The following is a 16,003-nucleotide window of genomic DNA, read 5'->3' as shown; positions in this document are numbered from 1 at the left end:
TCTGGCGATGGAGTGAATGATACAGCATTAATATTGAATGAGAATCACAAACAACTGAGCATCTAAATCAAAATATTTGATTGAGAATTTACGTTTCTTGAAGCTGATTTACTTAATGGCAGGTAAGCACAATCTCACTGCTTGACGTAAATTGACCCTTTGCGGCAATCACGACCCATAAACAGCAAGCATTGGTGTCGCCCGATAGCTGTAATTTCAGTAGAGCAGCCTGTAGAATATGTGCGTTATCATTACTTATTGACTGAAAAGGGCTTAAAAATGACGTCTGCAACTAAAACTAATAACAGTGGCCCGATATCTTCTCCGATCATTGTCGCGCTGGATTATGCCAATAGAAACGCTGCGTTAGCCTTTGCTGATCGGGTTAATCCGCAAGATTGCCGGTTAAAAGTGGGCAAGGAGATGTTTACCTTATATGGCCCTCAGTTGGTCCGTGATCTGCATGCGCGTGGTTTTGAGGTTTTCCTTGATCTGAAATTTCATGACATTCCCAACACCACCGCTAAGGCGGTGAGCGCGGCAGCTGAGCTTGGGGTGTGGATGGTCAATGTCCACGCTAGTGGTGGTGCACGCATGATGACTGCCGCCAAAGAAGCCTTATTGCCTTATGAGCACCAGGCACCCCTATTGATTGCTGTTACGGTACTTACCAGCATGGATGGCGAAGATTTACGTGATATTGGTATTAACATTAGCCCGGCAGAACATGCCGAACGGTTAGCGAAACTGACATGGGATTGCGGTTTAGATGGGGTGGTGTGCTCTGCCCATGAAGCTGTGCGCCTCAAGCAGGTTTGTGGTGCTGATTTTAAACTGGTTACCCCAGGTATTCGCCCGCAGGGCAGTGAGGCCGGTGATCAGCGCCGTATCATGACTCCTGAGCAAGCCGTCTCTGCTGGGGTGGATTATATGGTTATCGGGCGTCCGATCACCCAATCTCCTGACCCAGAAAAAACACTGAGTGAGATTCTGGCATCATTGAGCAAGGTGGCATAATGACGAATGATAATAGCCGTTTGGTGTATTCAACTGACTCGGGGCGTATCAGTGAGCCTGAGCTAAAACCTGCGCGGCCAAAAGGGGATGGTATTGTTCGTATTCAGCGCCAAACCAGTGGTCGTAAAGGAAAGGGCGTGTGCCTGATTACCGGTGTTGATGGCAGTGATGAGGTGCTGGATAAACTGGCAGCAGAATTGAAGAAGAAGTGCGGTTGCGGTGGCTCGATTAAAGACGGCATTATTGAAATTCAAGGAGATAAACGCGATCTTCTTAAGCAACTGCTCGAAGCCAAAGGGATGAAAGTCAAACTGGCAGGTGGCTGAGAATAATTTATAGTTTCATTTATCAGTTTCCCCTAATTAATTGACGTTGCAGGTAGTCCGCCAGCAAACGAATCCCGATGAGCTTACACAGGTAAGTGATTCGGGTCAGTGAGCGTAGCTAACACCCTGCAACGTCAAGTCATACCGATAACATTATTTGCTGACTTGGTGCCCGATAACCCCACCAACCGCCGCGCCACCTAATGTCCCCAGCGTACTGCCGGTCAACACCGCACCACCTACAGCACCAGCACCGGCACCGATTGCGGTATTGCGGTCACGTTTGGACATATTAGAACAAGCAGACAGGGACAAGGCCAGCGTTAGCGCCAAGGCGGCAGTGGCAAATCGTTTATTGATTATCATCATCATAATTCTCCTGACGTTGGCTAAGTACGGATAGATCAGGTCATATAGTTTGAATCTATCTATCCTGATGTATCCGTGCAAAATTGAACTTACCTAACTAAGTATAGGCGTTGTAGCAATTTTAGCCGAAGTCTCATTTTGTTAGTGTTTAGAATAAAAATCGTCGTTTAGATTTAAATTCAGAATTAATGCTAAAAACTCGTTTTGTCACCAATAGAAACCAGTATAAATATCCGTGAATCATTTAATAGGTAAATAGTCCTAATTTGATCTGATAAGACGGGGAATGAGGGATTGTCTGAGACTAAAGGCACGATTAACCCATTGTCAGTGCTAAATAAAATATGACGTTCTGCTATGTGTACCTCGCAGACTGTACTTTCCAGCCGATCTGCACGCAGTTTATAGCCATTTATCCCATACCGGTTCTTACCTGTGGCGCTGAAAATGAGAGAAATTCAGTCATTCAGGATACGACGATGCTCAACGAACTGAAGCAACAGGTACTGGCCGCCAATCTGGCGTTACCTCGCCACAATTTGGTCACATTCACTTGGGGCAATGTCAGTGCTGTCGATAGACAACATGGTTTACTGGTGATTAAGCCTTCCGGTGTGGAATATGACGTGATGACACTGGACGATATGGTGGTGGTAGAGTTGGAAACCGGCAAAGTGGTGGAGGGCAGTAAGAAGCCCTCATCGGATACTGATACTCACCGGGTGCTTTATCTTAATTTCCCGCAAATTGGCGGCATCGTTCATACCCATTCACGCCATGCAACCATTTGGGCCCAGGCTGGGCTAGATTTGCCTGCGTGGGGTACCACTCACGCAGATTACTTCTACGGCACCATTCCCTGTACCCGGTTGATGACGCAAGAAGAGATTGCTGGCCGCTATGAATGGGAAACCGGCAATGTCATCGTTGAGACATTCCATCAACGGGGCATTAAACCCGAAGATGTGCCTGCCGTTTTAGTCAATTCACACGGGCCGTTTGCCTGGGGGACCAGTGCGGATAATGCCGTACACAACGCGGTTGTGTTAGAGGAGTTGGCTTATATGGGGATTTTCTCACGCCAATTGAACCCGCAACTCGATGCTATGCAACCGCAATTATTGGATAAACACTATTTACGCAAACACGGTAAAAATGCCTATTACGGGCAATAATCGCTGTTGGGGCCTCCTGTTGAGAAGCCGACAATATGGCCCGTGTTCAGTCTTGCACGGGTTTCTCCAGCCATAGCACGGAGTCAGTGATATCGAGCATTTTTGCTTCGACCTGTGCAATGGCATCATTGATACCTTGATTGTAATAATGCGCGCCCAGCTCACGACTGATGAATTCCAGTAAAAATTCCGCATCAAAATCTTCCAGCTCGATACTGAGGTTCTGCTCCAGATAATCCTGAATTTTACGTGCCATCCGCTGAGTCTGTTCACGCGTGAAGGTGATGTCCGCCATTATTGCTGTTACTCCGTTATGAATGTTATTGCTCTTATTCGCTGAGGATATCAACTTGAATGCCTTGTGCCATTAATTGCTGCTGATAACCTGCGGGCAGGCGGTTATCGGTAATGACCCGGTTGATGGACGATAATGGCATCAGTGAGTTCTGATGCACCTGACCAAATTTTGATGCATCGGCCAGAATGATATTTTCAGCGCCTTTGGCTAACACACTATTAATCACATCGGCGCGTAACATATCGCGCCCGGTAAAGCCGGTATCGGCCTGATAACCGTCGATACCGATAAACGCCTTGCTGAAATGCACATGGCGCAAACAAAGTTGCGTCAATGGGCCAACCATACTGTCACTTTTTTTCTGATAAATTCCGCCCAGAAGAATCACTTCACAGGAAGACTCTTTCAATTGTCTGGCGATATAACCACTCACCGTCACCAAGGTGATACCAGGGCGTTGGGCCAAATGATGCGCCAACAGGGCGTTGCTACTGCCGCTTTCGATAAATACCGTCTCACCTTCATTGACCAGTGAAGCAGCATGATTGGCCAATTTTTGCTTCATGGCAAAGTGAGTCATCATGCGAACATCGACATCGTCACTCTCAAGAGCGACGGCTGAACCATGCACTCGTTTGAGCAAACCTCTCGTCTCTAGCTGATTGAGATCCTGACGGATTGTCACCTCAGAGACCTGCGTTTCCTGCGCCAATTCACTGACACTGACACGTTGCCGGTCGTTTACCAACTGTAAAATTATTTGCTGTCTTGGGTTCATGGCATTCCCGATAATAAAGTGTGCTGAAAATTGAACCTGCCAACGCGGGTGGTAAAAGTTCGCCGGTTCACAACAACAGCATAATGATAAATAATACCTTAAATAGTGTGGATAACACCCTGTGTTACTAAGGGAAAAGTGAGGCAAGCCACAACTCTGTCTTACAACGCTATCATCGCATTTTTTGCAGTATGTAAAACACATTGCTTTTGATTGAAGTTTAATTTACTTTCGAATGAAGGTATTTTGATCAAGATCACGTTATCGATTCATGATTGGTCTATGATTGCGGCTGATGATTGTTGGTAAATCCATTTGCTTAACTGGCTTATTTGTTTAACCAGTCTGGCTGCTTACATAATCCAAACCGGAGGTTCTTATGGAGCTTTATCTTGATACCGCAGATGTAGCTGCAGTAAAACGCCTGGCGCGCGTACTGCCATTACAAGGTGTCACTACCAACCCGACTATTTTGGCAAAAGCGGGCAAGCCTATCTGGGAGGTGTTACCTGCGCTGCGCGATGCTCTGGGCGGTACCGGTAAACTTTTCGCACAAGTGCTGGCCAGTGACAGTGAACTGATGGTGTCAGAGGCAATCATGCTATCAAAGCGCGTCCCCGGTTTGGTTATCAAGATCCCCGCCACCGCTGAAGGATTGGCGGCTATCAAACAATTAAAAGGGATGTCGATTCCGACATTAGGTACCGCCGTATATGGTGCCGGGCAAGGGCTGCTGTCTGCATTGGCGGGGGCTGAATATGTCGCACCCTATGTTAACCGACTGGATGCACAAGGCGGCGATGGCATTGCGATGGTCCGTGAGTTACAGCAGTTGTTAACCTTACATGCACCGGGCGCGAAAGTATTGGCGGCCAGTTTCCGTACGCCACGTCAGGTAGTAGATTGCCTGTTGGCGGGCTGTCAGTCAGTCACCATTCCGGTGGATGTGGCAGAACAACTTATCAGCGCGCCTGCGGTAAAAGCGGCAGTAGAACAATTTGAACAAGATTGGCAGGGCGCATTTGGCTCGCCAATCTTGAGCTAGTTGGTGGTGCCTGCTGTTCAAACGGAAAATAAAAACGCCCTGTGAAACATCAACAGGGCGTGACAATGTCACTTTTTGATTCAGCTTGCTAGCTTAACAAGGGCATTTCCCCAGTTTACCGGCCTCACTGGGGAAGCGGGCATCCAGACAGTAACGGTGGAATTCCCGTTCGGTCATCGGTGTGGTGTCAGGATGATGTCGGCGCATATGATTAACATAATTGCCGTAATCCTGTACTCCCACCATCAGTCGAAAGCTTTGTGCCACGCGGTGTGCGATAAGGCGCAACCAAGCCCGCAGATGAGTCGGGCGGACCGCCACAGAAACCAACGGTATACAACGCGTAATCTGGCGCGGCGTGGTTACTAACCCTGTTCGGGTACGAAACGGTATGCCTGCATTAGCCACGAGCAACCTCCTCACGGAAGACAATTTCAGTCTCATGGGTGGTCGGTTTGCTGGATTTCAGCGCACGACGGACCACAAAGAAAGATGAAATCAGCATGGTCACTGCCACCAGCATAAAGAAGGCACATAAGGCGGCATTGATCTGGTTATTGAACACAATAGTTTCCATGTCTTTAATGCTCTTGGCGGGAGCAATCAGAACGCCTTGCTCAACACCGGCAGAGAATTTCTTCGCTTGAGCCAGGAAACCAATACTCGGTTTTTCATGGAAAATCTTCTGCCAGCCTGCGGTCATTGAGGTAATAAACAGCCAAATTGTTGGCAGGATGGTTACCCAAGCATAGCGTTGCTTCTTCATTTTAAACAGGACGACAGTCCCTAAAATCAGCGCCATCGATGCCAGCATCTGGTTACCGATACCGAACAGTGGCCACAAGGTATTGATCCCCCCTAATGGGTCAACCACACCTTGATAAACAAAGAAGCCCCAGCAGGCGACCGCCACTGTGGTGCCGGACAAGTTACCCAACCATGAGCGGTTATTTGCCAGGCTCGGCACTACGACACCCACCAAATCCTGCACCATAAAGCGACAGGCACGGGTACCAGCATCCACGGCGGTCAGAATAAACATGGCTTCAAATAGAATGGCAAAGTGATACCAGAAGGCCATCATATTGCGGCTGTTAAATATCTCACTGATAATATGCGCCATCCCAACGGCGAAAGTGGGGGCACCACCTGCACGGGATAAAATGGAGTTCTCGCCAACATCTTTGGCAATCATGGCCAGGGTGTCAGGTGTGACTACAAATCCCCAACTGCTAATGGCCAAAGAGGCGCTTTCTACTGTGGTGCCAATCAACGCTGCCGGAGAGTTCATGGCGAAATAGACACCGGGATCGATAACCGAGGCACAAATTAGCGCCATGATGGCGACAAAGGATTCCATCAGCATCGCGCCATAGCCGATAAAGCGGGTGTGACTTTCACGCTCAATCAGTTTTGGTGTAGTGCCACTGGCAACCAAGGCGTGGAAGCCCGAAATAGCCCCGCAAGCGATGGTAATAAACAGGAACGGGAACAGGCTACCGGAGAATACCGGGCCGCTGCCATCAATAAAACGTGTGACGGCAGGCATTTTCATTTCAGGCATGGCAAAGACAATACCGACGGCCAAACCAATAATGACGCCAATCTTCAGGAAGGTCGACAGATAGTCCCGTGGTGCCAACAACAACCACACCGGTAGCACTGAGGCGATAAAACCATAGATAACCAGCACCCAGGTCAGGGTGGTGCCGTGTAAAGTAAAGAATGGTCCCCAATAAGGGTGAGCCGCGATATTGCCGCCGTAAATAATTGCGGACATCATCAGTACGAAACCAATTAAGGATACTTCCGCGATTTTCCCCGGGCGGATAAAGCGCATATAAACGCCCATAAACAGTGCTATCGGGATAGTCGCTGCAATGGTGAACAGGCCCCATGGGCTGTCAGCCAAGGCTTTAACCACCACTAATGCTAGCGCGGACAAGATGATAATCATCACCCCCAGCGCGCCCAGCATAGTGATAACCCCGGCAAAAGCGCCCAACTCTTGTTTTGCCATCTCCCCCAGAGAGCGACCATCGCGACGGGTAGAGATAAACAGGATCAAGAAGTCCTGTACCGCACCGGCCATCATTACCCCGACCAAAATCCAGATAGTCCCCGGCAAGAAGCCCATCTGTGCGGCCAGAATTGGCCCAACCAATGGCCCGGCACCGGCAATCGCCGCAAAGTGGTGACCGAATAGTACCCATTTATTGGTCGGGACATAATCCAGGCCGTCATTGCGCCGCTCAGCAGGTGTCAGGCGACGGTCATCCAACTCAAACACATTCTTGGCAATAAATAGGCTGTAAAAGCGGTAAGCGATGCTGTAACACGCCACTGAGGCGATCACCAACCAGATGGCATTGACATGCTCACCGCGGCTGAGTGCCAGCATAGCAAAGGCAAATGCACCAATTAACGCCACGGTCAGCCATATGACGACAGTCTTGACGTTCTTCATGGGTAACGACTCCTTGTTATGAGGAAAATTTAACAGTTATCAGCACCGGTTTTGGAAAAAAGATACAAACCGTTAGTTAACATAGGAGCTTTAATGTGAAAGAAAAGGTGCGAAAGTGAAAAGTGTGATCAATAAATTATTTTAACGTAACGTTCAGTAGTATTTGCTTACATTTTGTGACGCTGACAGCGCTAAACTGGAGGGAACATCAAGTGGGATTGAAGGGGGGCAATTGAAAAAGCCGTGGGATGTGGAGTATCACCACGGCTTAATGTGTTTTTTCTAAATATCAAACCACCGGGCGGGCCACCACATTGCGAGTTTCCATGCGAACCTCGGCAATGCGCACTTCGATTTTATCGCTTTGGCTATAAACCGTTTCACCTTTAATTTGCACGGTACCTGTTTCCTGACTGCATACCATCTCATCACGTACTGCATGAATAAACGGTGCAGGGATAAAGGCCACGGCGCCATTATCCAGCAAACGAACACGCAGACCACCACGGGTAACATCAATAATTTCCGCAGCGAAACGGGTATCAGTACCAGCTTGAGGCTGTAGATAACGGGCATACAACCAGTCACCGACATCGCGTTCGGCCATGCGATTCAGACGACGGCGCTCAGCCAATTGAATCGTTATCTCGTCTTGTGGTTTCTCCGCTTGCTGGCCGGTAATAATGGCTTTGAGCAGGCGATGATTGACCATATCACCGTATTTACGAATAGGTGAAGTCCAGGTGGCATAGGCCTCTAACCCCAAACCAAAGTGTGGGCCAGGAACGGTACTGATTTCAGCAAAGGTCTGGAAGCGGCGGATACGGCTGTCGAGGAACTGGGTTGGCAACGCATCAAGATGACGGCGCAACTCACAGAAGCCTGGTAGGGTCAGTAGAGCCTGTGGGTCAGCCGCGACACCATTGGCCTGCAACACGGTCGCTGCCTGTTCAACCAATGCCGGATCAAAACCGGTATGTACGTTATAAATGCCAAAGCCCAAATTATCGCGCAAAGCAATAGCAGCACAGACGTTGGCGGCAATCATGCACTCTTCAACAATACGGTTAGCAATACGGCGGTGCTCAACAATGATATCCAGCACCTCGCCTTTTTCACCCAATAGGAAGCGGTAATCTGGACGGTCTTTAAACACCAGGGCATGTTCTTGACGCCAGTTGCTACGCGCCTCGCACACCCGTTTCAGCAATAGGATTTGCTCGGCAATATCCGCATCCGGTGGCTGCCAACCGGTGTTGCCGTCCAGCCAGTCAGAAACCTCGTCATAAACCAGTTTGGCTTTGGACTCGACCCAGGCGGCAGAGAAACGAATATCATCACTCAGCGCGCCATCAGCGGCGATAGTCACACGGCACACCAATACCGGGCGGCGCTCATTTGGCCGCAATGAGCAGAGGTTGTCAGACAAGTGGCGTGGCAGCATCGGAATGTTGAAGCCAGGCAGATAGTTAGTAAATGCACGTTTACGGGCGATTAAATCCAACTCACTGTTTTCATCGACATAGGCGGTTGGATCAGCAATGGCAATGGTCAACAACAGGGAACCGTCACCGTTGTCTTCCACATACAGCGCATCATCCATATCTTCGGTGCTGTTGCTGTCGATAGTAACAAAATGGAGCGCCGTCAGGTCTTCGCGTACTAAGGTGCTATCATGCAAGGCAGATTCAACCATAACCGGGGCTTCACGCTCCAGATTATGGCGAGCTAATGTTACCCACCAAGGCACGAAATGATCTTCACCATTAGTAATAAATGCCGTCAAATCAGCATTAAAAGCACGATCGCCTTTTAATGGGTGACGGCGCATTTCAGCCACCGCCCAATCACCGTTCTGGAAGTCGTGGGTTAACTCACGGGCTGGACGACATTGGATGGCATCACGCAGCAGCGGGTGGTCAGGCACGATAGACAGACGATCATCTTTTCGTTGGACGCGACCGACAAAGCGGGATAAAAATGGCTCGACCAATGTTTCTGGCTCAGCAATTTCACGATCTTTATCCGTGTGCAAGGTGGCAATAATCCGATCGCCGTGCATGACTTTCTTCATCTGTGGCGGCGGAATAAAATAACTTTTCTGCCCATCTACCTCAAGAAAGCCAAAGCCTTTCTCAGTACCTTTAACCACGCCTTCAACGCGCGGGGTCTGAGTGTGAAGTTGCTGTTTTAGCTGCGCCAGCAGCGGGTTATCTTGAAACATATCGTCCAGTGAATGGTGTAGTGAGTGGGTTTAATCCGGCTGACAGTTTTACGCGAATCAGCCCCATCGGGCAAGCGGCATATCACGTTGGAGGGGAATTCCTTGTTAATGGTATGGGCATATCCGTTGCCCATGATTGCCAGCCCTGGCAACAGCCAGAGGGCCGGCTTTAGCTAACAAACTCAGGCAATGCGCTGTGACAATGGTGGTTGCCAGCGTCGAATGGTCACTGGCACTGATTTTGACGTTGGGGTGTGGGTTTGATCACCAAAGCTGGATAAGGGCACCAGTGGGTTGGTTTCAGGATAGTATGCGGCGAGATTACCGCGCGGGATATCATAGCTCACTAACTTGAATCCACTGACTTTACGAGTAATCCCATCATTCCATAAGGTTTCTATTTCCACTAGCACGCCATCTTCTAAAGCCAACGCGGCCAAATCTTGTGGATTAATGAACAAAACTTCTCGCTGACCATAGACACCCCGGTAGCGATCATCGAGACCATAAATGGTGGTGTTATATTGATCATGAGAGCGCAATGTTTGTAACACAAACGGGGCCGCCGCCCCTGCAATCGGCGGGAATAGACTCTCTGGTAGGGGTGCGGCGCAAAATTCAGCTTTACCACTTGGGGTAGCAAAACGCATTTCAGCGGCGGCGCTACCCAGATAGAAACCACCGGGTTGATCACAACGCGTGTTGAAATTATCAAAGCCCGGTACGGTGGCGGCAATATGGTCACGGATCAGATTGTAGTCAGCGGCTAATGCCAGCCAGTCCAACTTTGCACCATTAACCTTTTTGTTAGCGAAAACCGCATTGGCGATGCCACAAACAATGGCGGTTTCGGCGTGCTGGGTATCCGCCAGCGGCTTCCCGACCCCTTCAGATGCGTGCACCATACTGAAAGAATCTTCTACCGTAATGAATTGTGAACCACTGGCTTGCATATCGCGCTCGGTGCGGCCCAGTGTCGGCAAAATCAAGGCATCAGTGCCGGTTATCAGGTGACTACGATTTAGCTTGGTACTGATATGAACGGTCAACTCGCAACTGCGTAATGCTTGTGCGGTGCGCTCAGTATCCGGTGCCGCCGCCGCCAAATTCCCGCCAAGGGCAATCAGCACTTTTACTTCACCGCGCAACATCGCTTCGAGAGCTTCCACGGTGTTATGACCCGCACTTTGTGGTGGGGTGAAACCAAAATGGTCGGCCAAACGATCCAGCATGGCTTTTGCGGGTTTTTCATCAATGCCCATCGTGCGATTACCTTGCACGTTACTGTGACCACGTACCGGACATAACCCCGCGCCGGGCTTGCCTAACTGACCAAACAACAGTTGGAGATTAGCCAGTTCCCGCACCGTTATCACTGAATGTTTATGCTGAGTGATCCCCATCGCCCAGGTGATGATAACGCGCTCGGCATGTTGATAAATATCAGCGGCATAGCGAATTTGCTCTTCACTCAGGCCCGACTGTTGGGTGATCTGCGCCCAACAGGTGTTATCAACGGCCGCCAGATACGCGGCTATACCTTGTGTATGTACCGCAATAAAGGCTTGATCAAACAAACCTGATTCCCCTTGCGCCAATTGATGGCGATGGGTTTCCAATAAGGCTTTTACCATGCCGCGCACCGCCGCCATATCACCACCTAAATTAGGTTGAAAATAAGCAGAACTAATAGGGGAGGATTTTGGTGTCAGCATCTCAAGAGGATTTTGCGGATCGGCGAAACGCTCCAAACCGCGTTCACGCAAGGTATTGAAGCTAACAATACGTGCACCGCGATCTTTGGCATGACGGAGGCTGTGTAGCATGCGGGGGTGGTTAGTCCCCGGGTTTTGTCCGAAAACAAAAATAGCATCGGCCAGTTCGAAGTCCTGCATCTGAATGGTACCTTTACCAACGCCGATACTCTGCTTTAATCCGGTACCACTGGCTTCATGGCACATGTTTGAGCAGTCCGGGAAGTTATTGGTCCCCAACATGCGGCCAAATAACTGATAAAGGTAAGAGGCTTCATTGCTGGCACGCCCGGAGGTATATAGCTCCAACTGATCGGGGTTATCCAATCCATTAATATGCTGAGCGATCAACGCCAAAGCATCTTCCCAACTGATGGGTTGGTAGCGGTCAGTTTGTGGGTTATAACGCATCGGATGGGTGAGCCGCCCCTGGTACTCAAGGAAGTAGTCACTCTGCTGGCGCAATGTGGTCAGACTGTGTTCGGCAAAGAATTGGGGTTCCACCGCTTTGCGGGTCGCTTCCCAACTGACCGCTTTAGCGCCATTTTCGCAAAAACTGAAGGTGCTGTGATTATCGTCGCCCCAGGCACAACCGGGGCAGTCAAAACCTTTTACCTGATTGACCCGCAACAAATTGCGAATATTTTTCAACGCTTGCTTGCTGTCCAGGACAAAGCGGGTGGTTGCTTCGAGAGAACCCCAGCCGCCAGCCGCGCCGGTATAGGGTTTTATTGCTGATTTAAATTTCATAATGATACGCCGCAGGTGTCTTTTTTGTTTCAGGCAGGTAACAAAATCATTAACTGTTTGAGTCTGTTTTGTCACAAGTTTAGTGGCGCGGCGGTATGACGTCTAATCGAATACCGCAATCGCGGCATAGAGGGGATTTATCGTGGTTGATAACATGCGGTGAGACGCGCCAGAAGTGTATCGCGCTCACTGCATAGAGTGGCAGCGCGATGTACCAGCATTCTTATCGTCGGCCGGTGCTCACCGCCACAGGTATTTACTGAGCGTGGTCAGTGGATTAATGCTCGGGGTAGACCTTCTCTTTAAACTCACACAAGTCTTCAATAATGCACGAACCACAGCGCGGTTTACGGGCAATACAGGTATAGCGACCATGCAGGATCAACCAGTGGTGGCAATCAAGCTTAAATTCAGCCGGAACCACCTTGAGTAGCTTGGCTTCAACCTGATCTACATTGCTACCGGGAGCAAAGCCAGTGCGATTACAGACACGGAATATATGGGTATCTACCGCGATGGTGGGCCAACCAAAGGCGGTGTTCAACACCACATTGGCCGTTTTACGCCCCACACCGGGCAGCGCTTCGAGTGCTGCTCTGTCTTCAGGCACCTCGCCATTATGTTTTTCCAGCAAAATACGGCAGGTTTTAATCACATTTTCAGCTTTGGTATTAAACAGGCCGATGGTCTTGATGTATGCCTTCAGGCCATCCACACCCAGGTCAAGCAGGGCTTGCGGGGTATTAGCCACCGGATAAAGTTTGGCAGTGGCTTTATTGACGCTGACATCGGTGGCTTGTGCCGAGAGCAACACCGAAATAAGCAGTTCAAAAGGTGAGGTGTAGACCAGTTCAGTGGTTGGATGTGGATTGTTGTCCCGCAGACGGGTCAGAATCGCGACACGTTTTTCTTTATTCATAAGGCTTTCCCGGCATCTCCATCCTGAAGTTGCGGCGCAGTTGCTACTACTTGTGCTTTGCGCGCTTTTATTTTTTCGTCAATGACATATTTACCGGCCAGCAGTAATCCCAAACCAATAAAGGCACCTGGTGGCAGCATTGCCAGCAGGAAAGGGCTATCCAGATGCAGAATTTCGATACGCAGCACTTTTGCCCAGTTGCCTAACAGCATATCTGCGCCATCAAACAACGTACCGTTACCCAAGATTTCACGCAGTGATCCCAGAACAAATAACGCGCTGGTTGCCCCTAGCCCCATAGCCAGGCCATCGAGTGCCGATAACCCCACCGGGTTCTTGGCCGCGTAAGCTTCCGCCCGGCTAATCACAATGCAGTTAGTCACAATCAATGGAATAAATATCCCGAGGGATTGATATAACCCAAAGGCATAAGCGTTAATCAGCATTTGCACGGTACTGACCACGGAAGCAATGATCATCACATAGATTGGAATACGAATTTCATTTGGCACCCAGCGGCGCAAAGCCGATACCGCGGTATTGGTACATACCAATACCAGCGTGGTAGCTAATCCCAAACCGAGGGCATTGGTGGCGGTAGAGGAGACCGCCAACAACGGACATAGCCCCAGTAGCTGCACTAGCGCTGAGTTATTCTTCCATAACCCCTGCGCTAACAGATTTTTTGCTTCACTCATTGCCGTTCTCCACAGACTGGCAGGCTATCAAGCCTTGCTGGCAAGGTTTCCAAATACAGCGTGGTGCTTTTCACCGCCCGCACCACCGCTCTTGGGGTAATGGTGGCGCCGGTAAATTGATCAAAGGTACCGCCATCTTTTTTTACGGCCCAGCGTTTGTCTTGTTCACTTGCTACATGTTGGCCGCTGAAATGGCTAATCCAGTCAGAGATTCTAATATCAATTTTATCACCGAGACCGGGGGTTTCGTGATGTTCTATCACCCGACTGCCCAGCACATTACCGTGGAAATCTGCACCGACTAACAGTTGGATAGCACCGGAATAACCATCGGGAGCGGTGGTTTCAATCGCGGCAGCCACGGGTTTATTCGCCAACCGGGCCAGATACAAGCGATGAGGCGACAGGTTACCCAACGCGGCATCAGTGACAACGTAACATTCAGCTTGCATATCGTTGTCATAATTTTCAGCCGGAACAACCTGATCCAGCAACGCTTTTTGTTGCAAAGCGGCCTGATGGGCGATGGTTGACTCTGTCAGTGAGTTAACCACCGCCGTCAATCCGGTAGCACCGGCGGCAAACAGCGCCAAAGTAATGCCGTGACGCTTCATGGTTTTTAGCATAACGGCTCCTTATTTACCGGCACGGTTGTGACCATAAACCCGAGGCTGGGTATAGTGGTCAATCAGTGGAACAGTAATATTGGCCAGCAGTACGGCAAAGGCAACCCCATCAGGATAGCCACCATACACCCGAATTAACCACACCAGAATACCGATTAATGCACCGAAAATCAGGCGGCCACGGGGCGTGGTGGAGGCACTGACCGGATCGGTGGCAATAAAGAACGCCCCCAACATGGTGGCACCGGAAAACAGGTGCAACATCGGCGGGGCAAAACTTTGCGGGGCAACTATCCAACTGATTGCGGCACAGCCAGCCAGCGCCAACAAGAAACTGACCGGAATGTGCCAATGAATCGCTTTACGCCACAGCAGCAATAAGCCGCCCGCCAGAAAACCGAGATTGATCCATTGCCAGCCGACCCCCGCCAGCGTTGCGGCAAAAATGGGCTGTTGCAGAATTTTTGCCACGGGTTGTGAGCGTAGGGCGGTTTTAAAGCTATCAAGCGGTGTGGCCTGACTGACACCGTCATAACTCATCTGGAGTTGATGAATATCAGCGCCACTGTGGGTATATCCGGTAAAGATAGTTAAAAGAGAGTCATAAAACCCCACCGGTGTAGCTTGTAATGGCTGCGGTGGTAACCAACTGGTCATTTGTACCGGGAATGAAATAAGCAGAACAACATAACCCACCATGGCCGGGTTGAACGGATTTTGTCCCAAGCCACCATACAGTTGTTTAGCGATGACGATAGCAAACAGCGTACCCAACACAATCATCCACCAAGGGGCCAATGGGGGCAGGCTTATCCCCAGAAGCAGGCCGGTGAGCAGGGCGGAGTTATCTTGTAACCGCATCAATACGGGCTGTTTGCGTAACTGCAAAACGGCCCCTTCGGCTAGCATGGCGGTAACCATTGCCAGTGCTACCTGAATCAGGTTGCCATAACCAAAGAAGTAGGTCTGAGCAATAATGCCCGGAATGCAGGCCAGAATCACCAGCAGCATGATGCTACGGGTACTACGTTGATTGTGCGTAAAAGGGGAACTGGCTATTTGCAACCCTTGGTTCTGGGTCGATGCTGCTGGCCTGAATTTCATGAAATTACAACCATATGTCGAATGCTTAACAGAGTTCTTAAACGCAGTTATCGCGCTGGCAAGTCAATACTTGCGGGCATCGATACACTCAGCCGTCAGGGGGATAATATTTGTGCCGCATTCTACCCTATTCAGACAAAGTGTAATACGCCTTAATCATAGGGTTATTATCCATAATGCGTTGAAATATTAAGTAAGCTGTAGCATTTAATAAACCAGGCTAATCTAAAAATTTAACTTGCAATTTATATCGCGATGGTAACAAACATATAGCAAGAACGGGTTTTTGCGCGGCTTGAGGGTATTAGGCTTTGGTCTCAGATAAATAGATTTAACTCTTTGTTTTAATGGGTTTGTTTTTGTTTTATCTGTAGCTAATCAACTGTAAGTTAACGATTTATTAACTTGTGAAATTAGAGTTGAGAAAAGCGTTGGCATAATGATAGATTAATG

General features: G+C 49.5%; 15 protein-coding genes. 4 read left to right on the top strand and 11 right to left on the bottom strand.

From position 1 onward, the window contains the following. Positions 1 to 279: 279 nt before the first annotated feature. Entirely contained in the window at positions 280 to 1,017 is a 738-nt protein-coding gene (gene pyrF / locus V1952_RS13435) for an orotidine-5'-phosphate decarboxylase (RefSeq protein ID WP_420074907.1), read from the top strand. Further along, positions 1,017 to 1,343 carry a stress response translation initiation inhibitor YciH gene (gene yciH / locus V1952_RS13430; RefSeq protein WP_372558984.1) on the top strand — a complete coding sequence of 109 codons (327 nt, stop codon included), beginning with the start codon at positions 1,017 to 1,019 and terminating at the stop codon, positions 1,341 to 1,343. The genes pyrF and yciH overlap by 1 nt, the downstream gene beginning before the upstream one ends. A gap of 153 nt (positions 1,344 to 1,496) precedes the next feature. Here yciH and osmB read toward each other — a convergent pair whose 3' ends face one another. Beyond that, complete coding sequence (osmB, locus tag V1952_RS13425; protein ID WP_083158894.1) at positions 1,497 to 1,712, bottom strand: osmotically-inducible lipoprotein OsmB; 216 nt, start codon at positions 1,710 to 1,712, stop codon at positions 1,497 to 1,499. A 479-nt stretch (positions 1,713 to 2,191) separates the two neighbouring features. Here osmB and araD point away from each other — a divergent pair, with 479 nt between their 5' ends. Then, the gene (gene araD, locus V1952_RS13420; protein ID WP_420074906.1) at positions 2,192 to 2,887 is read left to right on the top strand and encodes an L-ribulose-5-phosphate 4-epimerase; all 696 of its coding nucleotides are present in this window, start codon (positions 2,192 to 2,194) and stop codon (positions 2,885 to 2,887) included. A gap of 46 nt (positions 2,888 to 2,933) precedes the next feature. Here the strand turns inward: araD and V1952_RS13415 are convergent, their stop codons facing one another. Next, positions 2,934 to 3,182, bottom strand: a complete 249-nt coding sequence (locus V1952_RS13415) for a DUF2164 domain-containing protein (RefSeq protein WP_005191610.1) — start codon at positions 3,180 to 3,182, stop codon at positions 2,934 to 2,936. 34 nt (positions 3,183 to 3,216) lie between these two features. Then, the gene (locus tag V1952_RS13410; RefSeq protein ID WP_372558986.1) at positions 3,217 to 3,963 is read right to left on the bottom strand and encodes a DNA-binding transcriptional regulator YciT; all 747 of its coding nucleotides are present in this window, start codon (positions 3,961 to 3,963) and stop codon (positions 3,217 to 3,219) included. Positions 3,964 to 4,342: 379 nt separating this feature from the next. Between V1952_RS13410 and fsa the strand changes: the two genes are divergently transcribed. Continuing rightward, positions 4,343 to 5,008, top strand: coding sequence for a fructose-6-phosphate aldolase (gene fsa / locus V1952_RS13405; protein WP_083158891.1), 666 nt, complete (start codon positions 4,343 to 4,345; stop codon positions 5,006 to 5,008). Positions 5,009 to 5,101: 93 nt separating this feature from the next. Here fsa and V1952_RS13400 read toward each other — a convergent pair whose 3' ends face one another. From V1952_RS13400 to rsxD, 8 genes are all read right to left on the bottom strand, one after another. After that, complete coding sequence (locus V1952_RS13400) at positions 5,102 to 5,416, bottom strand: CstA-like transporter-associated (seleno)protein (RefSeq protein WP_372558987.1); 315 nt, start codon at positions 5,414 to 5,416, stop codon at positions 5,102 to 5,104. Next, positions 5,409 to 7,475 carry a carbon starvation CstA family protein gene (locus V1952_RS13395; RefSeq protein WP_372558988.1) on the bottom strand — a complete coding sequence of 689 codons (2,067 nt, stop codon included), beginning with the start codon at positions 7,473 to 7,475 and terminating at the stop codon, positions 5,409 to 5,411. Before V1952_RS13395 ends, V1952_RS13400 begins: the two co-directional genes overlap by 8 nt. Positions 7,476 to 7,764: 289 nt before the next feature. Continuing rightward, positions 7,765 to 9,699 (bottom strand): exoribonuclease II, encoded by a 1,935-nt coding sequence (locus V1952_RS13390; RefSeq protein ID WP_372558989.1) that lies wholly within the window; start codon positions 9,697 to 9,699, stop codon positions 7,765 to 7,767. Between the two features lie 182 nt (positions 9,700 to 9,881). After that, a complete protein-coding gene (locus V1952_RS13385; protein WP_420074905.1) occupies positions 9,882 to 12,203 on the bottom strand; it encodes an FdhF/YdeP family oxidoreductase in 2,322 nt (773 codons plus the stop codon). A gap of 277 nt (positions 12,204 to 12,480) precedes the next feature. Further along, positions 12,481 to 13,122: an endonuclease III gene (nth, locus tag V1952_RS13380; protein WP_372558991.1), complete on the bottom strand. Its 642-nt coding sequence runs from the start codon at positions 13,120 to 13,122 to the stop codon at positions 12,481 to 12,483. Continuing rightward, positions 13,119 to 13,820: an electron transport complex subunit E gene (locus tag V1952_RS13375; protein ID WP_420074904.1), complete on the bottom strand. Its 702-nt coding sequence runs from the start codon at positions 13,818 to 13,820 to the stop codon at positions 13,119 to 13,121. The genes nth and V1952_RS13375 overlap by 4 nt, the downstream gene beginning before the upstream one ends. Further along, positions 13,817 to 14,446 (bottom strand): electron transport complex subunit RsxG, encoded by a 630-nt coding sequence (gene rsxG, locus V1952_RS13370; RefSeq protein WP_372569166.1) that lies wholly within the window; start codon positions 14,444 to 14,446, stop codon positions 13,817 to 13,819. The genes V1952_RS13375 and rsxG overlap by 4 nt, the downstream gene beginning before the upstream one ends. A 9-nt stretch (positions 14,447 to 14,455) precedes the next feature. Then, positions 14,456 to 15,550: an electron transport complex subunit RsxD gene (rsxD, locus tag V1952_RS13365; protein WP_420074903.1), complete on the bottom strand. Its 1,095-nt coding sequence runs from the start codon at positions 15,548 to 15,550 to the stop codon at positions 14,456 to 14,458. Between the last annotated feature and the right edge of the window lie 453 nt (positions 15,551 to 16,003).

This window comes from Yersinia sp. 2542 StPb PI, assembly GCF_048593855.1.
Taxonomy (GTDB): Bacteria; Pseudomonadota; Gammaproteobacteria; order Enterobacterales; family Enterobacteriaceae; genus Yersinia; species Yersinia enterocolitica_E.
The sequence above is the reverse complement of the archived record's forward strand: the minus strand, read 5'-3'. Positions and strand labels throughout refer to the sequence as shown.